Source organism: Paenibacillus sp. MAHUQ-45 (assembly GCF_058133325.1).
This window is the reverse complement of the sequence record NZ_JBYUPV010000003.1, coordinates 539,988-564,122: the sequence shown is the minus strand read 5'-3', so window position 1 is coordinate 564,122 and position 24,135 is coordinate 539,988. Positions and strand designations below refer to the sequence as shown.

Sequence of the window (24,135 nt, the reverse complement as noted above, 5' to 3'; positions counted from 1 at the left end):
ATCATTCAAAAACCCCTTCGAATGGTCGTTCTTAAATTTAAAACCATTTAACCTCGATATTTTTGCAATCATCGTAAACTCTATAATCCATACTCTAAGATCAGATTAACCTACCACGTTCGTGATGACTTCGATATTACCGCGGGTTGCCCGAGCATAAGGGCAAACATCGTGAGCTTCCTCGACGATTTGTTTCGCAATGCTCGTTTCTACACCCTTAATAGCGATGTCCATGTTTACTGACAAGACAAAGCCGTCATTTGCATCTTTGCCGATCGTAACATGTGACGTTATTTTTATACCTTCCGATCTGATTCTATGTTTTCTCAGAACAACACCCAGCGCACCTTCAAAGCATGCGGCAAATCCAGCTGCGAACAGTTGCTCAGGGTTGGTTCCGTCTCCGCCGGGGCCTCCCATTTCCTTAGGAACTTTTAAGTCAATATCAAGGATGCCATCGCTGGACACCGCTTTGCCTTCTCTTCCGCCTTCCACCATCACAGTAGCTGTATACAATTTCTTTTCTATTTTATTCATTTTCGATCTCTCCTTTTCAATATTAGATCATGCTATTTTCCCATGAACCTCGAATTTCCACATCGCTCGCTTTAGCGGCTTGTTCCAGGTCTTCAATTTCCTTATTCGTCAACTTGACGTCAACGGCAGATATAGCACTGGCGATATGCGATGGTTTAGTCACTCCGATAATCGGTACTGTTCCCTTAGTGATTGCCCAGGCAATAGCGACTTCAGCAGGATTAACTTGATGCCGGGAACCGATTTCTCGCATCACTTCGATCAGATCTTCTAATTTGGTAAATACCTCTTCATTGAAGGCGTCTCCTCTTCGGGTTCCAGCCTTAAAAGGATTCTGCGCACTATATTTACCGGTCAAAGCCCCTTGTTCTAATACCATATAGGAGAAAAATAGCAAGTCATTGGCTTTGCAATACTCAATGATGCCTGCTTCTTCTGAGGAGCGATAGAGTAGACTGTAATGGTTTTGGACGGCAGAGAGCTGAAGTCCCTCTTGTGCCAATATGTCCACCGCGATCTTAATCTCCTCTAAGCTGTGATTAGAAACACCTACATATTTGACTTTTCCGCTTTTCATTAACGGGATCAGTTTGGAAGTCCAACGCCGAACGTTTTTAGGATTGTGAATCCAATAAATATCCACATGATCCTTTCCAAGGCGCTTTAAGCTTCCTGCGAAGGACTGTTCAACAGCATCGTCTGACTGATCTCCCATCGGTGTGAATTTCGTTGAGAGCAGGACATCATCTCTCCCAAGAATGAATTTTCCTAGAATCGTTTCTGAAGCGCCCATGCCATAAACTGCGGCCGTATCCCAAAGATTCAATCCGGCATTCATTGCCTCATTAAATATGGGCTTTAGATCCTGGTCCATCAGGTTATTCCCAAAAATTGCATCCCCTCCGTTAGCACCGGTCCCCCAAGACCAGGTTCCTAGGGCCACAGCCGGGATATTAGTGTTTTTTAGCTGAACAGTTTTCATGGTACATCTCTCCCCTTCTAAAGTAAGGTCTATAAGCTATTACATCTCAGCAAGAAGTTCTTTTGTTGTTAGAATGGCATGTGCAAAGGTAGGGCCATTAATTTCATGCGCGACACGCATAGCTTCTTTACTGAAAGCAGCTGTTGCATCTTTAACAAGTGTGACATGATAACCAAGCTCCATGCCAAAGCGTGCTGTCGCTTCGATGCACGTATTCGCCAACAAACCTACAACGATTATCTTTTGTACACCATGCATTTTAAGTTGATGATCCAGGTCAGTGTTTGCGAACCCGCTGCTGCCCCAGTGCTCTTTAATAATTACATCGCTCTTCTGAGGTTGAAAATCCGGATGGAATTCCCCGCCCCATGAACCTTTAGCAAATGTCTGTCTTTCTTTAACCCCAAGCTGATAAGGTGTTGGGTACAACCAATTTTCAAAATCATCGGGTTCAGATCTGTGGTGAGGAACAAAGAAAACTTGAATGCCTGCTTCTCTCACAGCGTTAACGATTTCTTTTAAATGTTCAAGCAAGTGTACGGAGTCTGCTACTTCTTTAGCACGTGGGAAACTCTTGCCTTCCGGTGATAAGAAATCATTGTAAGGGTCAACTAAAAGGAGCCCTGTTGTTGTTTGATCGTATACTTTTGTCATGGATATACATTCCCTTCTGATTGATCAGATTTAATTGAATACAGACAGATTCATTTCAATAAATTTAATGTCATTTCTCTGTCCGATATATTTTTACCATAACGTGAATCCCTATACGAGCATTGTTAAATAATGAGCAAGCCATTCCGCGTTGAGCATCTTGGCTCCCTTCCCTCCTTCCAAAGCAAATTTAACATATTGAGAACGATCGGTCAAGAATAATTTTACCGATCGTTCTCAAATAATAAGTGGTATCAAATCGGCAGTAGACCCATCGAGCGATCTCTTGACGACAAAAGAGAATAGGAACCTTCTTAAGAGTCCGATTCTTCCGGCACCACAAGCCATGCCCTAATCAATACGGAGTATGGCTTGTCTTTGTTCGACCACTCATTCGTCATCAGACGATTTTTGGAGCATGGTGGCGTCAGAGGTCATCTTATGGCTCTTCAAAGTTGCCTAAGCTATAACTTGAACTGTTTCACGAGCAGAAGCATTTCTTCGGATATCTGGCTCATCGAGTCCGCCGATGCGGAGATTTCTTCCATAGCTGTGAGCTGTCCGGCCGTGGCGGTGGAAATCGTCTGTGCCAGATCGTTGGACCAAGCCGCCATACGATCAATCTCCTGCAGAGAAGCATTGAACTCCTGAGAGCTTGCTGATATTTGTTCGGCGGCAGCAGAGGTCTCCTGTACGTGATACACAGCGCTGCGTGTTGCAAGAAGAATTCTTTGGAAAGCCTCACCTGAGTGACGGATGGAATCAACGCCAGATTGTACCTCCTGATCCCCTTGATCCATAGCCGTGGCGACTTTATTAATGTCAGCGAGAATGACCTGAATCAGTTCAGTAACTTCCATTGCGGATATCCTGGAACGCTCCGCTAGCTTTCTGATCTCATCCGCAACAACTGCAAATCCTTTGCCTTCCTCGCCAGCCCGTGCAGCCTCGATTGCTGCGTTCAACGCCAGTAGATTGGTTTGCGACGAAATAGTCGTCATCGTATCAATAATCTCGCCAATCTGATGCGACCGCTCTTTCAACTGATTGACGATTAGTGAGAGGTCGCCCACCGTTGTGGATACGGCAAGCATTTGCTCCGCTGACTGTGTAATCAGCTCGTTTCCATGTTCAGCATGACTCAAGGTAACTTGTGAAGCCTCAAAGGCTGTTGATGAAGTGGATGTGATGCGCTGTGCGCTGGCTGATAACTCCTCCATGGCATAGGTGCTCTCCTTCAGACTTTTCTTTTGTGTTTCATTGCTCAAGGCCACTTCTTGTGCAGATACAGAAATTTGGTCTGTTGCCGATGTCGTTTCCCCGAAGGTGATGGACAAATTGCGGGAGGCTGATGACAGGGCATCAGCATGGGACAACAGCCCCTGCGTCAGATCTCTTAATCTGCTATGCATGGTCTGGAAAGAAGTATACAAGTCACCGATTTCGTCCTGGCTATGTATGTCAATCGCTCTTTGAGACAAATCCCCAGAGGCGACCTGTTTCGCCTGCTGCGTCAACTGGACAAGCGGCCTGGTAAGACGCCTCGCAAGCAAAATAACAATAATCCCGCCGATTGCAATGCAGCCCACCAGCGAATACACAGTGGCTTGGACTATATGTTGCTGTCCTGCGTTATAATCCTTGATATAGGAGCCAGCTACAATCGTCCAGCCCCAGTTTGGTTCCCTTAACGAATATGCAATTTTCATAGCGTCAGCTCCCGAGTCTGGTAGCGGCCACCTGTATAGTGTAACTCCACCCCCAGACTGCTGCCCCTTTTGGAGCATATCCCGGATATGATAGAAGCCGTCAATGGTCTGCTTGTTCCAAAAGCTCTCCCCTTCCTGGGTCGGGTGGGCAACAAGATCACCCTGGTCGTTTAGAACAAAAAAATACCCGTGTTTGCCAATATCTATTTTTGTATTGATTGTCCGTGTACCATCCAGCTGTTTTGGCCCAAGCAGCATTTGCTTCATCTTCTCTTGTGCCTCTTCCTTGCTTAGGGCATCTTTTTTGGTGGCATCCTCGAACGAATCGATAAGCACCGCAGCCATATGAACCGTGTTTCGGAGATTAGTCTCCGTCTCCAAATTACTCTCACGGTCTGAAATCCAGATACTAATGCTTCCTATTAGCAATGCCGGAATGCTCAGGATTGCGAATGCGACGACCAGTAATTTATTCCGGATGGTGAACCGCCGTTGTCTTGTATTTGGTTTTGCCTTTGTTTTCATGATTATCCCCCCGTAGAGCTCCTTAAGTTTCAGCCCCAAAACAGCATATCGTATATTGAAATCGGATGAAAAAACAGCAGTCCAAAGTACTCTTTGAACTGCTGTCATGGATCGGACTCGGATGATTATTTCAATGTCTTCAGCATAGCAGAGACAAAGCCGATATGATCGGTCGCATGCAGCACCGTGGAAACAATCAGCTCACCAAACGTCTCGGCATTCAAAAAGTTTTCTTTTACCCGTACGTCCAGCTTGTCCACCAGCAATTCAAGGATCTCGTCTGGTTGTTTTCTTAATTGATCAATCAACACATCCCAAGCTGGCGGTTCATCCTGCCAATCCGCGGGTTTCGTCCCATAAGCAAAAAAGTCCTGGTAGCTTGCAGGAAGCCTCTTATTCTGTGCGAATTCCGAAAGACCGAATACATGGAACTCTGTCACGGTAAGTACATGACCAATATGCCAATGAATGCTGTTCTTGAAGCCTTCTGGCACAAGTTTACGTTTGTCCTCCGGACACTCAGCAACCAGCTCTATGAATTGATTATGACGATTCTTCAAAATGTCGAAAATAAAATCTGTTCTCATGTTTCCTGCCTCCTCATAATGGTTAACCTATTCTTCAAATTGTCCGGCATATGCGCCGTAGCCTTTGGCCTCAAGTTCAGCTTTTGGAATGAACTTCAACGCTGCCGAGTTGATACAATATCTAAGCCCTGTAGGCGCAGGACCATCCTCAAACAGATCGCCCAGGAATGAATCGGCATCCCGGCTTCTGACCTGGGTAGCTGCCGAGAACAAGCCACCTTTTTCTTTCAGCAGAACATGCTCCTTGTCTAGCGGCTGTGTGAAGCTGGGCCAGCCTGTTCCGGCATCGAATTTGTCTTTGGAGCTGAATAACGGCTCACCGGACACAATATCCACGTATATGCCTTCTTGCTTGTTATCCCAATATTCATTCTCGAACGGTCGCTCATCTGCGTCGTTCTGGGTTACATTGTATTGAAGCTTTGTCAATGTTTTTAGCCTCTCCGCTTTGTTGAAGTCCTTTTCGTTGCCCACCTGATCAGCCACCGCTACTGTAAGTTTTGCTCCCCAGGTACGGTCCAAATAGGCGTCTCGACCCGATACAAACTGGGTAATCTTATAACTGATCGGATTTTTTTTATAGTAGTCCTGATGCTCTTCCTCCGCCATGTAGAATTTAGTTGCAGCCGCAATCTCGGTTACAATTGGCTTTTTAAATTTACCGGAGATAGCAATTTCATCTCTGGAAGCTTCAGCGGCGGCTTTTTGCTCCTCGCTGTTATAGAACACAGCGGTGTGATACTGTGGACCGAGGTTGTCAAACTGGCCGTCTGCATTCGTAGGGTCAATGCTATGCCAGAATACCTGAAGTAGCTTGTTATACGAAATCTGACTCGGATTATAACGGATTTCCACAGATTCGAGATGTCCGGTTCCTCCAGAAGATACTTCGTTATAGGTCGGATCCTGAGTATGACCTCCGGTATAACCAGTCGACACACTCAGAACGCCTTCGAGGTCCTCAAAGTACGGCTCTAGCTGCCAGAAGCAACCTCCTGCAAAAACTGCGGTTTCATATTTCGTTGTGGAACTGGCATGAGCGATATTCACAGGTTTATGTTCCTCCATCATGTTTGTGGATTTAATAGGTGCATTATAGAAGGAATAGGCCATGACGACAGTAAAAGCAACGGGTAATACGAAATATCGAGTTTTTTTGAACTTCAAATCCAGCCACCTCCTTTTTCTTAATTTGAATTTTATCAAGAAAAAACCCGCAGCAAATGTGCGGGTTTTCATGAATTTGATGAATTCTAAACTGTTTTTTAAGCGATTTAACAGGAGGATTTTCACCCCCCTGCCAAAAGTCATGCTATACGGTTACCTAAAATGACGTACTGAAAATACCGCTGCCTGCGTTCGGTCGCGCAGCCCGAGTTTGGCCATCAGGCTGGATACGTGGTTCTTGACTGTCCCTTCCGAAATAAACAGCTGGTCGGCAATTTCCTTATTATTCAGGCCCAGACCCAATAAAGCCAGGATTTCCTTCTCCCGATCAGTCAGACTCCCCAGCAGCACATCGTCATTCGCACTAAGTAATGGTGGCTGCACGGATGGGATAGCCGGCATTTTATTCAACTCCTTCAGCAACATGGCCGTAATATCAGGCTGAAGGACCGTTCCTCCATTGTATATCGTTTGAATAGCGCTGACGATAGCCTCAGAGGGCATGTCCTTCAGCAAATAGCCATGCACACCCTTCTCCAGTACCTGCAGTATCAGTTCTGCATCATCAAATGTGGTCAAAATCAATATTTTCGTCTCGGGAAAGTGCCTGAGAATCAGCTCGGAGCCTTCCACACCGTCCATACCTGGCATACGAATGTCCATTAATACGACATCGGGCTGCAGTTCTGTTACTTTGGCATACGCATCCCGTCCATCGACGGCTGTTCCAACTACTTCCATACCTAGCTCCAAATTGAGGATGGTCGCCAGACCCTCCCGCATTAGCCGTTGATCGTCAACTACCAGTATTCTCAAGAACCTGTCCTCCCGTGTCTGTATTTGGGTAAGGAATGTTCGCTTGGACCACAAACTGCATATGGTCATCCTTCCCAAAGGTTACCCAGCCATTCCATTCCTTTACTCTCTCTTGCAGATTCAATAATCCGAAGCTCGGCTTAACTTCGTCTGGCACGTCACCGTCATTGCTGATGCAAAGCGAGAAGCCACCCTCCGAATAGCCAATCCGAATGAGGGCATGTGCTGCATCGGCGTGTTTCTTGGCATTTGTGAGCGATTCCTGTACAATGCGGTAAGCAGTAAGTTGAAGCTCGCCCGGCAATTGCACAGCGCTGCCTTCGACCTCAAAGCGAGTCGCAACCTCCGCATATTTTGTGAATTCCACCGACAGCTTGTCCAGGCTTTCATGCAAAAACATCGGTTGGACCGGTTCGTCCCTGATCGTCCGAACTGCAAACCGGACCTCCTGAAGAGCAGAACGTACCAAGTCCTCGCATTCTAGATAGACACTCTCACTGCGTTTGGCATCTACCAGGCTCAGCTTGCGGGCGGCCTGCATTTGCACAATCAGGCTCGTCAGCTTGTGGCCGACCGTATCATGAATCTCACGGGCAATCCGTACACGCTCCCTGGAGACTGCCCATTCTTCCGCCTTGATGGCATACTCCTGAAGATGCTCATGAGATTCCTTCAACTGTTCATATAACATCAGTGTATCCTTACGCGCCTTCTGATAGAAATGGATCAGTGTACTGACAATGCCTGCGAATATAATGAATGAGCAGGTAATGAAGTAACTCATGCTGTCAAACTGCTTATATAAATACCAGTCGACACTACCCATTGTCACCAGGTAGAGGATCAGCAAAAAAATGCAAGTTATGATAAGCATGCGGAAATTGTTAAAAAACATGAGGATCGCCAATGCCGTAACCCCAACAAATAACTGATTCGGAAAATATCCGCCGATAAAGATATAGCCATAAGCAGCGGATACCAGAAAATCCAGGATCAGCAGGTGAAACATCCATTTTTTCCGCTTCTCTGCCCTGGAGTAGAACAGATTAACGAGAAGGAACACAGCAACCGAAAATACAAGGAAACTGAACCGCCAAAAGGCCTCAATTGACGTCTCAAAATAAAAAATGCCGGAGACGAGTAGACCCAATATGAGCTTGAGCCCGAAAAAGAGCTTCCATGGAGGACCGCCCCCTTTAATGAATTTCTCATCTTGAAGCACTGGTGCTTTCCTTCCCTTCATCGAAGTGTAATTTCGTTATACTGGCTAGTATAACATATAGTTTCTTTTCTATGATGATGGATGAGACTATCATTTCATATACATTAACTCTAACCTTTTCGGTTTACCGAAACCGAAAAAACCATCGTCAATTTCCACTGACGATGGTTTTTTGGAAGAAATGTGGTAGGATAACGATCTTGTCGCTTCTAATATCTAATGCACTTCCCCACGTGCAGCGCGCGCGATACTTTCTGCGAAAAGAGGAGCCTCTCGTCTGTTATGATCTTCCGATATTTTTTGACGGGACTCGGCCGCCTGCTCAAACGTAAGTCCCTGACTCTCGAAAATACTCAATAAATGTTCCGACGGATGGGTTACCACAAAATTTGTAAATTCGGTTTGATTGGCGTTGACGGGTTTTACACTAAGCTCCCAAATCACTTGCATTTGGGTTCGTTGCTCGTTCGTAATAAAGATATCGGTCGTGGAGACCATCCGGCATTTGTGTTTTTCGACGACCTCTCCGACATAATGCTGGATCGAGAGACTGGTGCCAATTTTCTCCACGTTTATCGACATTGGACGTCCGTCTTCCGTCGTGGTTGTTCCTACCGCAATATGGTCCGGGGGACAGCATCGTTGATATTCGGGCTCAGAAAGTGAAAATATCCATTTTCCAATATCGACCTTTTCCACTGGAACATCGATAATGTGACTAAAACTTGATTTTGCGAGCGTTAGGTCTTCGCGAATCTTGGACATAAACAAGCCTCCTACTTTAAAGTAATATTTCGTTCGTTAACTCGTTCATTCTCAAGATTAGAACTAAATCTTCAAGTTTCCGTAATCAAAGGTTGCGAACTATCAGATGAAATTACTTTCGTGCAGCACGTGCGATGCTTTCTGCAAAAAGAGGTGTTTCACGTTCGTTGTGATCCTCTACGATTTTTTGCCTAGCTTTGGCAACCTCTTCGAATACTAACCCCTGACTTTCGATGGTTTTCAAAAAATCCTCGGTAGGATGTGATTTTACAGAATTCGTATATTCTGTCTGATTGTCATTAATGGGCTTTGCGCTAAGCTCCCATATGACTTGCATTTGTGTTCTTCCGTTGGTAAGGAAGATGTCAGATGTAGAGACAAGCCGGCAAAAATCCTTATTGACGATTTCTCCGACATAATGCTGTACAGCGAGACTGGTGCCGATTGTCTCAACATTGATAGACATTGGACGACCATCTTCCGTTTGAGTAACACCTACTGCAATATGATCAGGGGGGCAGCATCGTTGATATTCAGCATCGGAAAGCGAGAACAACCACTTCCCAATATCGATTTTCTCAACAGGAACGTCGATAACATGACTACAGACTGATTGGGTAAGTGTAAGGTCTTGGCGAATCACGGGCATTCCAAAAGCCTCCTTCATTAATTTAATTTCATGGTTATTATCAGACTGCTTAGACGGGTTTATTCAAGAAAAAATGAGAAGCATTCTCTCACGTTAAGGGTCAGTTTATCAAATGATGAACTTCTGAAAGCCAAGTTTTCCACAAAATTGATATGGACAGCGATCATTCTTACGACTACCAGTTGGAAGAATGATCGCTGCAATAACGTCAGTCAGAATCAGAAGTTTTAAATCGATTCTTATAGTTTGGCAAGAAGTTCTTCTGTTGTGAGTATGGCATGGGCAAATGTCGGGCCGTTAATTTCATGCGCCGCATGTAGTGCTTCTTTTGTAAAAGCTGATGTAGCATCTCTGACGAGCGTAACGTGGTAGCCGAGCTCCATACCGAATCTCGCAGTCGCTTCGATGCAAGTATTGGCTAACATACCAACAACGATAATTTTTTGCACACCATGCATCTTTAGCTGATGATCCAGGTCTGTGTTCGCGAATCCACTGCTGCCCCAATGCTCTTTAATAATCACATCGCCTTGTTGAGGCAGGAAATCTGGATGGAATTCGCCTCCCCATGAATCTTTAGCAAACACCTGACCTTGTTTTGCTTTAAGTTGATAAGGCGTTGGATGTAGCCAAGTATCAAAATCATTCGGCTCAGATCTGTGATGAGGCACATAAAAAACACGAATGCCGGCTTTACGAGCACTTTCAACGGTCTGCTTTAAATGTTCAATCATGTTTACGGATTCCGATACTTCTTTCGTACGAGGATAAAGTTTGCCTTCCTCTGACAAAAAATCATTATAAGGATCAACCAAAAGAAGACCTGTCGTTGTTTTATCGTACACGTTTGTCATGGATGTACACTCCTTTTATTGTTAACAATAGTTTTTATTCAAAAAGAAACCCGATGTCCTCGCTCCAGATCCCATTATCATTGAAACGCCCATCCTGATATTGTTCAACAATTAATGTTTATTATTCAGCGTTATAGCATCATTAGATTATCGTCATTTTAATACAGACAAAGTCATTTCAATAATTTGTTGTAATTTTTCCCTGTCCTTTATAGTTTTCACCATAACGCGAAGTCCTATCAGTGAATTGTTAAAATATTGAGAAAGTCCTTTGGCGTCGAGTGTCTTGGAAAGTTCCCCCGACTCTTGCCCTTGTATGATAAGGTCATGTATTAACTGTTCCGTATAGTCCCAAAACTGATGAACATACTCGCTTGCCTCTGAATCACGTTTTGCCAACTCAACCGCGGTATTCACTATGAAGCAGCCCACAGGTGACTCCTCCCCCGGATGAATCACCCTTTCAAACAACACTCGAATGGCTTCCTTTGCCGAAAGCCCATCCACCTGAAGTTTAGACGATCGCTCTAACTTTTCGCTATAGCGTTTCAATGCTTTGATATACAAGGATTTCTTATCGCCAAAGGTATCATATATGCTCCTCTTATGAATTCCCATGTGTGATACTAGTTCTTGTAACGATGTTTTCTCATATCCTTGTTCCCAGAATAACCGCATGCCTTTAAGCAAAACAGCATCTTCGTCAAATTCCTTTGTCCGGGGCATCCTTCTCCCTCCCTTCAAAACAAATTAGCTGGAACAATCGGCACAATAATTTAGAACGATCATTCTCAAAAAGGCAATAGCATGCTACTTACAATCTCAGCACTAGCTTAAGTCGAACATTCGACAAGAAAGTAGCAACCGAATTGAAGTAGTTTGAAATGATGACACCTTGCTAAGGTCAAGCTTAATTTGACTTGGTTTGTCTACCCCATCTCCTTTCAAAGCAAATTTATCATATTGAGAACGATCGGTCAATATTAATTATTTACCGATCGTTCTCGAATGAGTGTAATTCTGTATATTTACCATTAATCTCGTCCAAGGATACTGCGGAAACGCCAACAAAGGTGAAAACGAGCATCGTCGGAATTTTACCAAGAACGGTAGCAGTAACAGATCGGATTAAAGGAATCTTTAATCATCCTGCGTTACCTTTAGTGTAATGTACCTGTAATCGTTGGAGCAGCAATATACATTTGATGCCATAAAATAAATACTAATATCGTCCATAGCTTGCGGCTTGCATCCACTTTGCCCGATCGATGATCTTCCAGCATGCCAAGCGCTTGCTTTGTATTAAGCCATGGGATGTCTTCCGCAGAACCGATAACCTCTTTAGCCCATGGGTACCATTCGTTTTTGAGCCAAATACGGATGGGAACCGGAAAGCCCAATTTTTTGCGACTCTGCACATCCGGCGGTACGAAATCCTTCATCGCTTCCCGCAAAAGCAGCTTGGTTGTTGCCCTATTCACTTTGTATTTGCTTGGGATACGGGAAGCCAGTTCAAAGACCCGATGATCCACGAAGGGGACCCGAAGCTCAATAGAATGCGCCATCGACATCTTGTCCGCTTTCATCAAAATATTACCGCGTAGCCAAGTATGAATATCAATGTGCTGCATCTTAGTGATATCGTCATAATGGGTAGCAGCTTCATAAAGCGGCATGGTCACTGCTTGTGCCGGCTGAAAGGCTCCCGTCAGGTCATCAGGCATGATTTCTCTCTTCTCGGCATCGAGAAATATCTTGGCATTACCATAGAAACGTTCCTGTAACTTTAGACTCCCTCTCTCCAGAAAGCTCTTCCCCTTCATTCCATCCGGCATCCCTTTAGATATTGCACCAGCAAGCTTCCGTACTGATGCTGGCATATAGTCAAACATACGCAAGGATTGCGGTTCCCGGTAAATATTATAGCCGCCGAAAAATTCGTCTGCTCCTTCACCAGAGAAAACCACTTTGACATGCCTGCTTGCCAGTTCAGAAACAACGAAAATTCCAGCTGCTGAAGGATCAGCAACCGGTTCATCCATATGCCAAAGAATATGAGGAAGTACCTCGAGGTAGCTTTGAGCAGTTACTGATACCTCATGGTGTTCTGTACCCAGATAAGCAGCAGTCTTACGGGCAAGCTCCAACTCACTGTAACCCTGAACATCAAAACCAACCGAGAAAGTGCGGGTCGGCTCCAAACGCTGCAGCATTCCTACCAGACCGCTGGAGTCGATTCCTCCGGATAGGAAGGCGCCTCTGGGCACATCACTATTCCGGTGAAGCTGAACTGATTCCATTAGCACTGTACGGGTCTCTTCCACAAGATCGGAAAAAGAAACACTGTCTTCCGCGTAAAAAGATGCCTGAAAGTAAGGTTTGATGGAGAATTGATCTTGCTTGATGATTAGCATATGTCCAGCCATCAATTTATTAATGCCTTTAAACATCGTGGCCGGTTCCGGAACGTATTGGAAGGTCAGATAATGGGAGTAGGCTTGTCCGTCCACTTCCCTGTCAAGCTTGCCTGATGCTAGAAGGGATTTGATCTCAGAAGAGATCATGATTCCACTCTGCGTTTCACAGTAATAAACGGGTTTGATGCCGAACGGATCACGGGCTGCAAGCAACAATTGCTGCCTTTGATCCCAGATGACAAGCCCGAACATTCCGCGCAACTGTTTGACAATGCGCTCTCCCTCCGCTTCGTACAACCGAAGAATGACCTCTGTATCGCTTTCTGTATGAAAGTGAACCCCCTTCTTCTGTAGCGATTCACGAAGCTCACGGTAGTTGTAAATTTCACCGTTGAAAATAAGCGATATTTCACCTGATTCATTGTGCATCGGTTGTGCGCCATGCTCCAGGTCAAGGATGCTCAGTCTTCGAAAGCCAAGTCCCACATGTCCATCCACATGTATACCGGAGTCATTAGGCCCACGGTGAGTGATGATTTCCGTCATCTGTCTGAGCATTTGTGTCTGTACAGGTACTTGATTTCGGTTATATATTGCAGTAATTCCACACATCATTAAGCGCTCCTTAACTTGTTTGTCTCTTCTTCATTCTAGGGAGCAAGTTTGAGCAAATCGTGATGTTAATATTACAATTCCGCTCATGGTTCTCCACAAATTCTTCACGCCAGACATAAACAAAGAGGATTTCCAACTATACATATTATTAGCAGAAATCCTCTAATTGATTTAATAACGGTCTAGAATAAATTTTTTTCGTAATCCTAAAGGTTACTAAAGAAACCGCCGGTAGCCCGAAGCAATAAGGTAAACCCGCGTCACCGATCTTAATGTGGGCAACAAACCAGAATAATGATCAAAATCTTAATCAAACATACCTTGCTCCTAATTACGAAAGGACAAGAACTTAATCCCTTAACACAAAAAAACCGCGCTTAGCGCGGGTCTGGTATTATCCCCTTTAAATAGACACTCAAAATAACCTTGCGTTAACATGAGAAAACAAGTGAACTTGGAGGGGGTTTTTGTATAAAAAAAGGACAGACACCTCAAGCGTACACAGAAGAATTAAAAATGAAAGCAAAAATGCATACAGCTGTTATCTAATATACTGCGGCCCTTACGTAGCGATCTATAATATCTCGCGGGTCCTTGAATCGCTTGAGATGTTTGGTTTGAAATACGACTACAATTCGCTTCTCAGGAATTACTCTGATCAATGAACCACCAGCGCCGGAAGCAGAAAAACCGTCCTTTTCAATCCACCACAAAAATCCGAAATTCCCCAGTTGAGAGCTTGTAGATGTTACTATCCATTCTTCAGGAATTAGTTGATACCCTTCCCATGTCCCCTTCTGCAAATAAAGCTGGCCGAATGTTGCCATATCCCGCGCAGTCATTTTTAAAGCTCCAATGCCAAGTCTTTGAGGATCTTCTGCTTCCCATTGATGAATGTTTAAACCAAGAGGTTCAAATAACCACTCCTGTGCCAAATCGCCTATTGTAGCATCGGTCGCCCGGCACAAACAAGCAGCTAGTATAAGAGCATCTGTATTTTTGTAGTTAACTTGCATCCCCATTGCATCACGTACAGGTAACTTCAGACTAAATTCAATCCAATTACGGCTAAGTATCGTTCTCTGCCATATTGGCTGGGAGTCACCTGCTAAACGTGGATAATACAACCCTGAACTCATGGTAAGTAAATGCCTCAAATTCAAGATTAGTACGTTTGGATCAATATCCTGAATAACCATTTCCGGAAAAAAGTCTAACACAGGCTGATCAAGGCTAGATAATATTCCTTTTTGAAGCGCGATTCCAATTAATGCTGATAAGATGCTTTTATTCACCGACATAACTGGAACCGCATCATCCGGGCCCATATTTCGATAATATCGCTCGTACACAATAGATCCGTCTCGCACGATTAACATACTTAAGACATTGGGGAATTTAGCGAATATCTCTCGATCCGCAAGTGCCAATTTCGAGGCATCGAGTCTTCCTTCGTCAGGAGTTAAGATATTCCACGACATTAACCCCCACCTCCTCTAAAATATGAACCGATGATAGAATTCGGTAGTAAGGCAAGCGTTTCGGGAGTACCTTCCGCAATGACCAACCCACCTGCGTCTCCACCGCCAGGTCCCATCTCAATGAGCCAATCGCATTTGCGCAAAACGGACAAGTCGTGTTCAACAACTAGCACCGTATTGCCTAGATCAACAAGGTTTCTCAATACTTCCATAAGTCGCTCCACGTCCACACAACTTAGTCCGGTTGTTGGTTCATCCAATATATATAGTATCCCACCTGTACGGCTGCGTCCTAGCTCCTTGGCTAATTTAATCCGTTGAGCTTCCCCGCCGCTAATGGTCGTAGAGGATTGGCCTAACTTCAAATATCCCATGCCTACCTTTTCCAGTACCTGAAGTGGTCCAGAAATAACGGCCTCATTACGAAAAAAATCCGCAGCCTCCGTTACAGACATTTCTAATATATCTGCAATGTTTTTTCCACTAACAGTGATATCTAGCACATCCGAACAGTAGCGAGTTCCATTGCAAGCATGGCACGGCCATACAAATGTAAATCCCCGGGTTTCTTTCTTGATCGTCCCTTCTCCATTACATTCAGAGCATCCGCCAGTTGAGTTAAAAGAAAAATCCCCCGAGGTTAGCCCCAGCTCTTTGGCTTCATTCTGATTAGCGAATAGGGTTCGAACTCTATCCCAAATCCCAATATAACTGGCAGGTGTAGATGTCTTTGATCGTCCGATAGACGACTGAGTAATGAATGATACCCCTTTCAATAAACTAGTGCCTTCAAGCACAGCGGACTTAGCTTCTATTGCGAACCCTTGTTCATCTTCCGCATCTGTTTCCTGATTATTATCAGCACTAACAGAACCAAAAGATTTAGTCAGCAATGGCGCTAGCGTTGAGGCAATCAGAGAACTTTTGCCGCTCCCTGAAACTCCAGCTACCCCTACCATGAACCCTAAGGGAAAGGATACATCAATGTCTTTTAAATTATGGGTTGTAGCGTTTTTAATCTTCAGCCTTGGTACTGCATCCGTGAAAGTAAAAGCTTGTCGTTCCCTCTGAAATCCTGCACATGTCATTTCGTTATCCCGACTAAGAAAAGGGGTAATTTGTGAATCCGTACAATTCAGATAGCCTGCGTAATTCCCCTGATAGACAATGCTTCCCCCTTCCTCTCCAGCGCCAGGTCCAATCTCAATGATCCAGTCAGCTGACCGAATAACGCCAAGATCATGTTCAACGACGATGACACTGTTCCCTTGAGTTTGTAATTCTGTCAACCTCTTTATAAGCTGATTTTTCTCACTTTCATGTAATCCGACGGTAGGCTCATCGAAAATATAAATTAGTCCTTCCAACTCTGATTCTAGATGTGCTGCGAGGAATAATCTCTGCAGTTCACCACCGCTTAAAGTCGGCATCCGCCGGTACAGTGATAGATGGGAGAGTCCCACGTCACATAGATGATTGATTTGCATCACAATTCGCTTAAGAACGCCTTGAAGAGACGGTTCTATTTCGAGTATAGTACCCGATACATCGTCCCAGAAATCCGCTTGTTCCTTTAATGTTTTCTCGGCTAATGCACTTATATGTAATCCCTCAATGGTCACATTTTGAGCCTCTTGCCCAATTCTAGAGCCGTGACAGGAAGGACAAACAGAAGAAACGCCCCCCTCTGCCCCAATGCTGATCCGATGTAAAAAAGGCATCAATCCCTCATACCCTGCAGATAAATCTCCATTTAGATATGCGGCTTTGGCTTTATCAGACAAGTTGTAGTAAGAGCCATTTGGATCGAATTCGTAAGCCTTCGCAAGTCGTTTCACTCCATCTTTCAACTTGCCAGGTGTGCCGCGCAAAACCGACGATCTATCGAAATTCCGCTCACTTATTGCTTGTTCTACCGATAAGGTGGATACTTGTCCTGTGCCGAAACATTTCAAACACATTCCAAGCGGGGAGTTAAAATTAAAATATGCCGCTGGTAACGGCTCTACCGTCAGGCCACAATCATGACAGAGCCTTTGTTCATCCGTCTCACCACCGCAAATACAGCGGTAATTTCCCGCCAAGGAAAATACAATTTGCATCAGACTAAGTAATCGCGTGCGTGTTCCTACAAGACTTCGAGGATTTGACTGCCGAATGATTCTCTGTTCTACTGCCACGGTAGGTACTAAACCCGTTATTTCGTCGAAACTATCCTCTTCTGTAAAATAAGATGAACCAACTGCACGCTCGTACCTGCGCTTACCTTCCTGATATATGAGATCAAACGCCAGCGTTGACTTCCCTGAACCACTTACGCCAGTGATGACGACAAACTTTCCCTTTGGAATATCTATAGAGAGAGATTTTAAATTATGTAGCTTTGCACCACGAATACAAATGGGATTCATAAACTTCCCCTTTCTTCAAACTAATTGATTAAAGCTAGCTTAATCATCACGGATTTACACACCAAAAGGTCTTTTCATTTGCAACGACTTTAAACCCGCTCGAAATAGCTGTTTTGATTGAATTTGTATTCTTATTATTACAACAATATTTAACGACATGTCCATTGCTGATTAAATAATTAGACATTGCGGCAACATTTGAAAGAGCGTAGCCCTTTTGTCTGTAATCCTCATGTGTTTCAAGGCCAATGTCCACAACAATAGGAGATAATGAGGGTGCGTTATTACAGCCTACAATTGAAACAATTTTATTGTCGTGTAAAGTACCGTAATAAACTCTATCTAGCATTAATTCTTCATATGAATGGGTTATGTTTTTATTTGAAGTGTCTGAATTGAACGGAATCGTTGAATTTTGAATGTTCGAGGATGTAATATTAGCTTTTGCACTTAATCCAAATATAGATAAATATTTTTCTTTTTCCTGATGCCCTGTATAAGGGGCTAATTTAAACCTTTTCACTTCTACACTTAAAAATTCAAATACGTAATCAAAAGCTTCTTCACTGAAGAGATTTTCAGAAAATAATCGATAAAAACCTTTTGCGAAGTCTATATAGTCAGATATGACTGAAATTACAATTTCACCGTCTGCAAATTGAATATATTTCAGTGGAATGTAGGAATCAGAAAATGAATCGTACATTCGCTCTTTATCATTTGCTATATCAATTTCATTAAAAATCACCTTTGGTTTTGTTACATTGTTCTTTACATTATAAGTATTTAAAATTTCTGTTTTAATTTTTTCAAAAGCGACATCATTCAGAAAGTTATTTCCGCTCATAATATCCCCCTGTTATATCTTTGGTTTGTATTTTCATACAACATAATTTGCATTGCTGATTTTAATAATAACATACAGAAAATTTAATAAAATTGAATAAATGGTTTTAACTGAACTATGCGATTTCACGCTGGAGAGCATCTCTCAATCGAGAACAGGCTTCTTCTATTAGATTAACTGTACCATGTACTTCTTTATAGTCTCTAATACTTGTTGGATGCCAAAATTCTTTGGGTGCGCCAGTACTCTACCTAACTTTTCCAATAGCACGCGCTTCATCATCTTCATATCACCATAGCCAGCTACATGCCGCTTTAAATCTAACCCCATAAATGTTTGCGGTATACAAAACAATCATTTGAAGACAAAACACAAAAAGCCGCAAGTACGCGGCTATTAAGTGTATTTGTTCTTGTCTTATTACACATACTCCAGTGTTCATCTAACTCTAAGTGACTCCCTATTAGCGATGTCCCTAACGTCTCTAATTCTGACATTGGTACTGTATAATGCCGAATCACTGGTCACCTTGAATGACGGGTATGTCGGGTCTGCTTCTAGCTTCAGTACATTGTCGAACAAGCTTTCCTGCTGCCTGTCGATCAGAAATGTGAAGTTTTTTACCGTAACCGTAATGTCAGTGTCAAGCGGTTGCTCAAGAATATCGATGGCCAACACCCCGTTGCATCCGCAATTTTCGGTATCATAAAAAAGCTTAAAAAAACCGGGATGTCCTGCCAGACTTTCCGTTAGTTTCTCTTCCGTGTAAGCATCTATTAGAATGATCATATTCTGGCCTCCTCTTGAGACACACGTACCAGAATGCGGCCACAAGTATTAGATTTCAAAATATCAGAGAGCGCTTCAGGCAGTTCCTGCAGAGTGACCTCACGATCCACCATCGCTTCCAATTGTTCCGGCTTTAAATCTTGCGCCATAAGTTTCCACAGATTAACTCTCCGCTCTGCAGAGCAATAAACAGAATCGATACCTAATAGATTGACTCTCCGTAAAATGAACGGCAACACGGTTGTCGGCACCTCTGTTCCTCCCGTCAAGCCGCTAACAGCAACAGAACCTCCATACGTGCTTTTGCTCAGAATGGCAGCGAGCATATGACCACCGACAGAGTCAACTGCGGCTTGCCATACCTGTGTATTGAGCGGCTTACCGCTGTTCTCCAAAACATCCTCGCGAGAAATAACCTCACTTGCTCCGAGTGACTTCAAGTATTCTATAGCATCCAGCTTTCCTGTGCTAGCAACAACTTCATAGCCTTTCTTATTCAGCATGGATACAGCTGCACTGCCAACACCACCAGTTGCTCCTGTAATCAAAATCTTACCTCTCTCTGGAGACACTCCGTTATCTTCCAAGCGCATGATGGATAAAGCCGCAGTAAACCCAGCCGTACCGTAGATCATAGCTTCTTTTAAGGTCAATCCGGCTGGAAGCGGCACAACCCAATCACTTGGAACACGCGCATATTCACTAAATCCGCCGTAGTGTGATACCCCTAATCCATAACCAGTGACCAACACCCGCTGACCCTTATGAAATCTAGGGTCAGCGGAGGAAACTACATAACCAGACAAATCAATGCCTGGGATAAAAGGATACGACCTGACAATCTTCCCATCCGGAATACTTGCTAAACCGTCTTTATAATTTACGCTGGAATATGCTACTTTAATCAGCACACCTCCCGCCGGCAATTGCTCGAACGAGACATTTTTGATACCGACGGAGAAAGTGTCGTTGTTATCGACGACTAAAGCTTGAAATGTCTTTCCCATTCCCATGAAATCGTCTCCTTTATACTTCCACCTCACAACTTACCGGTTAAAAATTGTGCCTCGCCCAGACCAAAACTCCAATCCGCACTTGTATTTTCTACGATATTTATCATCAAATCACTTGGAGCGATACCACATTCAGCTTCTAGCCGTTTGGAAAGTAAGAAATAGAAATTTTGTTTCTTCTCATTTGGTCGGGCTTTGCTTACAACGGATAGAACAACCACATTATTTGTACGGTTAAATCCTAGACCCGTATCTTCAATAATCATATGCTCTACGGGGTGTTCATGAACAATTTGGTACCGATCCCGCTCAGGAACGTCGAATACCTCTACGACTACAGTATGAGCAACATCTAAAAGCTTTTTCAGTTCTGCTTTATCGCGCCCTTCAATAAGATCAAAACGAAGTAACGGCATAGTTGTTATCTCCTTTTTAATTGAATCATTAACTAGCGGAAGTTCTTGTGTACGATACTTGCTTGCTCGATGATTTGTTTGACGATTGTTTCTGCAGGTTGCTTACTGGCTAACCTAAGACCCTGTCCTGCCCACAGCGACATATACTCAGGGTCATTCGCTTTTGCGGCTGCCTGTCGAAGTTCTCGCGTTAATGCATTTTGAATGGGGTAGGCAGGGATTGTTCCGGAATATTGGTGCATGTCATTCATAAACTTTGTTACAATCCCTCTTGCTGCTTTTCCCGAGTATGCCCATGTAATTTCAGTGGAGTCCTCATTGGATGAGAGGATCTTCTGTTTGTACGTATGATGAGCACCGCTCTCTGGACACGCCAGAAATGCAGTTCCCATCTGTACAGCTCCAGCCCCTAATGCGAGACTTGCAACAAGTCCCCTACCATCCATGATGCCCCCCGATGCGATGACCGGAACCGACACGTAATCCACAATCTGTGGAACAAGGGCCATGGTACCGATCAGGGATTCAGAGACATTTTTTAAAAATGTGCCGCGATGCCCTCCTGCTTCATATCCCTGAGCTACGATTGCATTTACACCAGCGAGCTCTAAATGTCTAGCTTCTTCAACTGTTGTTGCAGTGCCTATTACGACTGTCCCCTGCTGCTTCATGGCTTGAATCACATCTTGTGCGGGTATACCAAAAGTAAAGCTAAATACCGGAACCTTCTCTTCAAGCAATACTTGCACCTGCTCATCAAACGATACCAAAGTCTTAGGGGTCACTGGATTTTGAGTAATTCCATATCTGACATGGTATTTATTGAGTTGATCCATCATTTGAACGACTGCTTCTTCACATTCTTCCGGTTGCTCAGGCACAAACAAATTTACACCGAAAGGCTTATCTGTTCGTTCTCTGATCTTGTGGATCGTACTTCGGATCTGTTCCGGCGTTAAGTATCCAGCTCCTAGATTGCCCAAGCCTCCAGCATTCGAAACAGCTGCTACTAACTCAGGCGTTGTGGGACCACCTGCCATCGGTGCTTGAAATATTGGATACCTAATTTTAAGCGTACGTGTTAACTCCGTTTCAAACACTGATGAACGCCTCCTGTTATCGAGAAATATTTCTTTATCGCGGCAACCATTCAGCTTTATCACTACCAAGCGCCGGAGTAGTTCTAGACCACTGAGGAGGAGTCTCGCTCATTCGAATCACGGGTCCTAAGCTTTTTAAATCTCCGTAGGAGGTATTATTATCGTATACAGCATACGCTTCAAACTCTTCTGGAGTCAATTGTCCTGGGGCATCAGTAAAGTGTTCCAATAATCCTTGTCTCTGAATGAGCATTGCTGATTGACTCAATGAGACCTGCACTCTGTAGGATCCCCCTTCCTTGGCACGACGTGCTAATGCAACCATTGCACCGAATGTGCCGAGGAAACCGGTAAGAAAATCACACAGATACACGGGCGTTAACTTAGGCTGACCAGCCTCTATTGCATTACCTTGAGTATAGCTGACACCAGTCACTGCTTGAGCCACCTGATCCCACCCAGCGCGTGAAGCAAAAGGTCCTCCAGAACCAAAACAATTCACAGTCACATACACCAAGCCTGGACGAAGTTGTGCAAGTTCCTCAGCCCCAAAACCGTGAGCTTCAAGACTATGAGGACGATATCCTTCGATGAATACATCAGCTTCTTGTACTAATTCTCTAAGTCTCGCTGCTTCATCAGCTTTAGTAAAGTCTAGGAAACAACTGCGCTTCCCATGGCTTGTATCCCGAACGAAACCTGCTACTTGTGGTAGATCGGGAGCTGTGACCATTAGCACATCCGCACCATGCTCGGCCATTCCAATTCCCGCAGTAGGACCGGCCAAGATACGGGTTAAGTCTAACACCCTAAGTCCAGATAACGGCTCAGAGCCATCGCTGGGAAGTGGTTCCGGTTCCCCATCAGCGATTTTGGTGATTTCGACCACAGGACGTGTAGCCAGATATGCACCGTGAGGATGCTTAAGCCACTCTTCTGGAGTACGAACAATTCCTCCACAGGCATTTGCGGCAGCTATAGCTTCTTCAAGATCGTCAGCATTCCACTGGCTTACGGCTTTAGCAACAGATTCCGGTGTAGGCTCACATTTCAATACATCCAGTACCCGTCGTTCAAGATGTGGGAGGTTGAAGTGTGGTACGAACCAGCGTCCATCCGCCGTTTTCCAGGGCTGAGTTAGCGCAACCATGTGCTCCACATCATCCGATATGGAAATCGGTTGATACTGACCATCGGCATTGCGACGTTGAGTCATATCTTCTCCCCCGAGGCATGTAGCCGCGGCAGCTCTCACATTGATATCGATAGCTTGTCTTCTGCCGGTTCGAAGCTCCCATAAATCATTGGCGGCAACAGCTCGCGCAGCTAATGCATCAGCTATTGTTTCCCCGATACGAAATGGAGTTTCAAACAAAGGATCTTCCCCGGTGAAGGTAACTTCCTTCTCTGAAAGTTTGCCCCCATCTCGAATGGCCATCAGTTCCTCAAATGCATCTGTTTTTCCTACCTTTGTACTCATGTGGGTCCACTCCTTGGATATAATATGATTTATTTCCTTTAGCAATTATTCGTTTAATTGCTTCCTAGGAATATTATAAATCTGATATAATATCTAGTAAAATGATGGTTTTTGCTGTTTGGCATCATTATTTTTAATATCTAGGTTGATTAGGGAGAGAAAGAAATGAATCTCGAAGATCTGCGTGTCTTTAAAGAAGTTGCTAAAGAAGGTAATATTTCAAAAACAGCTGAGAACTTAAAATTTGTTCAATCTAATGTAACGGCAAAAATGAAACGACTTGAAGAATTCTATGGAAATAAACTGTTTTATCGGCACAGATATGGTGTCACACTGACTTCTCCAGGTAAGATCCTCTTGTCTTACGCCGAACAAGTTCTACTATTGATGGACGAAGCGGAAAAAACATTGAAAAGCACAGAATTCCCAAGCGGAACATTATCTATCGGTTCTATGGAGACTACTGTTGCTACACGGTTACCCCATGTTTTATCGACGTATCACGAAGAGTGTCCTCAGGTGGAGTTATCTCTTCGAACCGGAACCACAGAAGACCTTATCAAAGCAGCATTGAATCGTGAGATCGATGGAGCCTTTGTTGCCGGGGAAGTCAATCATTCGGAGTTAATGGCAATAGAGGTTTTTGAGGAAGAGCTGGTCATCATTGCGAAGAAAAACATTTTATCCGATCTAGATTCTGACCAGCTTAAGAATCAAACAACGATCGTATTTGAGTCGGGGTGTTTTTACAGGGACACATTTGAAAAGTGGTTACAATCTAAGGGGATTGGTACATCAAAATTAATGGAACTAAACACATTGGATGGAATGATCGGTTGTGTTAAAGCAGGGTTGGGTATCTCTCTGTTAACCAAATCTGCTGCAGAACATCTTAATCAGGATGAAAATATCAAACAGTTTGCATTGCCAAATGAATACGCTAAGGTGTCAACAAAGTTCGTTTACCATAAAGATATTGCTAAGACGAGCGCATTCCGGGAGTTTATTAGGGTGTTAGGTCTTTTGGATGTAAAAGTATGATCTTTGATACTGGGATTATGAGGAACCATCAAAGATTATTAACGGAAATAGAAAAGGC

At 44.0% G+C, this 24,135-nt stretch carries 22 protein-coding genes; 1 reads left to right on the top strand and 21 read right to left on the bottom strand.

What is annotated here, in order from left to right:
- Positions 1 to 105: 105 nt before the first annotated feature.
- The 21 genes from AC3Y23_RS09855 to AC3Y23_RS09755 all read right to left on the bottom strand — a co-directional run bounded on the left by AC3Y23_RS09855 (position 106) and on the right by AC3Y23_RS09755 (position 23,081).
- Positions 106 to 537, bottom strand: coding sequence for an organic hydroperoxide resistance protein (locus AC3Y23_RS09855; RefSeq protein ID WP_379198161.1), 432 nt, complete (start codon positions 535 to 537; stop codon positions 106 to 108).
- A 22-nt stretch (positions 538 to 559) separates the two neighbouring features.
- Positions 560 to 1,519, bottom strand: a complete 960-nt coding sequence (locus AC3Y23_RS09850) for an aldo/keto reductase (RefSeq protein WP_379198159.1) — start codon at positions 1,517 to 1,519, stop codon at positions 560 to 562.
- Between the two features lie 39 nt (positions 1,520 to 1,558).
- A complete protein-coding gene (locus AC3Y23_RS09845; RefSeq protein WP_379198157.1) occupies positions 1,559 to 2,173 on the bottom strand; it encodes a cysteine hydrolase family protein in 615 nt (204 codons plus the stop codon).
- 464 nt (positions 2,174 to 2,637) lie between these two features.
- The gene (locus AC3Y23_RS09840) at positions 2,638 to 4,407 is read right to left on the bottom strand and encodes a methyl-accepting chemotaxis protein (RefSeq protein ID WP_379198155.1); all 1,770 of its coding nucleotides are present in this window, start codon (positions 4,405 to 4,407) and stop codon (positions 2,638 to 2,640) included.
- 125 nt (positions 4,408 to 4,532) lie between these two features.
- A complete protein-coding gene (locus AC3Y23_RS09835) occupies positions 4,533 to 4,994 on the bottom strand; it encodes a DinB family protein (protein WP_379198153.1) in 462 nt (153 codons plus the stop codon).
- 27 nt (positions 4,995 to 5,021) lie between these two features.
- Positions 5,022 to 6,062, bottom strand: a complete 1,041-nt coding sequence (gene msrA, locus AC3Y23_RS09830; RefSeq protein WP_379198592.1) for a peptide-methionine (S)-S-oxide reductase MsrA — start codon at positions 6,060 to 6,062, stop codon at positions 5,022 to 5,024.
- Between the two features lie 252 nt (positions 6,063 to 6,314).
- Positions 6,315 to 6,944, bottom strand: coding sequence for a response regulator (locus AC3Y23_RS09825; RefSeq protein WP_379198590.1), 630 nt, complete (start codon positions 6,942 to 6,944; stop codon positions 6,315 to 6,317).
- Between the two features lie 13 nt (positions 6,945 to 6,957).
- On the bottom strand, positions 6,958 to 8,220 hold the full coding sequence (locus AC3Y23_RS09820; RefSeq protein WP_379198151.1) for a histidine kinase: 1,263 nt from the start codon (positions 8,218 to 8,220) through the stop codon (positions 6,958 to 6,960).
- Positions 8,221 to 8,415: 195 nt separating this feature from the next.
- Complete coding sequence (locus tag AC3Y23_RS09815) at positions 8,416 to 8,964, bottom strand: hypothetical protein (protein ID WP_379198149.1); 549 nt, start codon at positions 8,962 to 8,964, stop codon at positions 8,416 to 8,418.
- 112 nt (positions 8,965 to 9,076) lie between these two features.
- A complete protein-coding gene (locus AC3Y23_RS09810; RefSeq protein WP_379198147.1) occupies positions 9,077 to 9,613 on the bottom strand; it encodes a hypothetical protein in 537 nt (178 codons plus the stop codon).
- A gap of 239 nt (positions 9,614 to 9,852) precedes the next feature.
- Complete coding sequence (locus AC3Y23_RS09805) at positions 9,853 to 10,467, bottom strand: cysteine hydrolase family protein (protein ID WP_379198145.1); 615 nt, start codon at positions 10,465 to 10,467, stop codon at positions 9,853 to 9,855.
- Positions 10,468 to 10,620: 153 nt separating this feature from the next.
- Positions 10,621 to 11,193 carry a TetR/AcrR family transcriptional regulator gene (locus AC3Y23_RS09800; RefSeq protein ID WP_379198143.1) on the bottom strand — a complete coding sequence of 191 codons (573 nt, stop codon included), beginning with the start codon at positions 11,191 to 11,193 and terminating at the stop codon, positions 10,621 to 10,623.
- A gap of 434 nt (positions 11,194 to 11,627) precedes the next feature.
- Positions 11,628 to 13,499, bottom strand: coding sequence for an asparagine synthase (glutamine-hydrolyzing) (gene asnB / locus AC3Y23_RS09795; RefSeq protein ID WP_379198141.1), 1,872 nt, complete (start codon positions 13,497 to 13,499; stop codon positions 11,628 to 11,630).
- A 545-nt stretch (positions 13,500 to 14,044) separates the two neighbouring features.
- A complete protein-coding gene (locus AC3Y23_RS09790) occupies positions 14,045 to 14,980 on the bottom strand; it encodes a serine hydrolase domain-containing protein (RefSeq protein ID WP_379198139.1) in 936 nt (311 codons plus the stop codon).
- On the bottom strand, positions 14,980 to 17,391 hold the full coding sequence (locus tag AC3Y23_RS09785; RefSeq protein WP_379198137.1) for an excinuclease ABC subunit UvrA: 2,412 nt from the start codon (positions 17,389 to 17,391) through the stop codon (positions 14,980 to 14,982). The genes AC3Y23_RS09790 and AC3Y23_RS09785 overlap by 1 nt, the downstream gene beginning before the upstream one ends.
- Positions 17,392 to 17,437: 46 nt before the next feature.
- On the bottom strand, positions 17,438 to 18,238 hold the full coding sequence (locus AC3Y23_RS09780; RefSeq protein WP_379198135.1) for a GNAT family N-acetyltransferase: 801 nt from the start codon (positions 18,236 to 18,238) through the stop codon (positions 17,438 to 17,440).
- A 438-nt stretch (positions 18,239 to 18,676) separates the two neighbouring features.
- On the bottom strand, positions 18,677 to 19,027 hold the full coding sequence (locus tag AC3Y23_RS09775) for an iron-sulfur cluster biosynthesis family protein (protein WP_379198133.1): 351 nt from the start codon (positions 19,025 to 19,027) through the stop codon (positions 18,677 to 18,679).
- A complete protein-coding gene (locus AC3Y23_RS09770) occupies positions 19,024 to 20,034 on the bottom strand; it encodes an acrylyl-CoA reductase family protein (RefSeq protein WP_379198588.1) in 1,011 nt (336 codons plus the stop codon). The genes AC3Y23_RS09775 and AC3Y23_RS09770 overlap by 4 nt, the downstream gene beginning before the upstream one ends.
- A gap of 32 nt (positions 20,035 to 20,066) precedes the next feature.
- A complete protein-coding gene (locus AC3Y23_RS09765) occupies positions 20,067 to 20,456 on the bottom strand; it encodes a tautomerase family protein (protein ID WP_379198131.1) in 390 nt (129 codons plus the stop codon).
- 32 nt (positions 20,457 to 20,488) lie between these two features.
- Complete coding sequence (locus tag AC3Y23_RS09760) at positions 20,489 to 21,556, bottom strand: NAD(P)H-dependent flavin oxidoreductase (protein WP_379198129.1); 1,068 nt, start codon at positions 21,554 to 21,556, stop codon at positions 20,489 to 20,491.
- 34 nt (positions 21,557 to 21,590) lie between these two features.
- A complete protein-coding gene (locus AC3Y23_RS09755; RefSeq protein ID WP_379198127.1) occupies positions 21,591 to 23,081 on the bottom strand; it encodes a CoA transferase in 1,491 nt (496 codons plus the stop codon).
- 120 nt (positions 23,082 to 23,201) lie between these two features.
- Here AC3Y23_RS09755 and AC3Y23_RS09750 point away from each other — a divergent pair, with 120 nt between their 5' ends.
- Positions 23,202 to 24,077, top strand: a complete 876-nt coding sequence (locus AC3Y23_RS09750) for a LysR family transcriptional regulator (protein ID WP_379198125.1) — start codon at positions 23,202 to 23,204, stop codon at positions 24,075 to 24,077.
- The last annotated feature ends 58 nt before the right edge of the window (positions 24,078 to 24,135 follow it).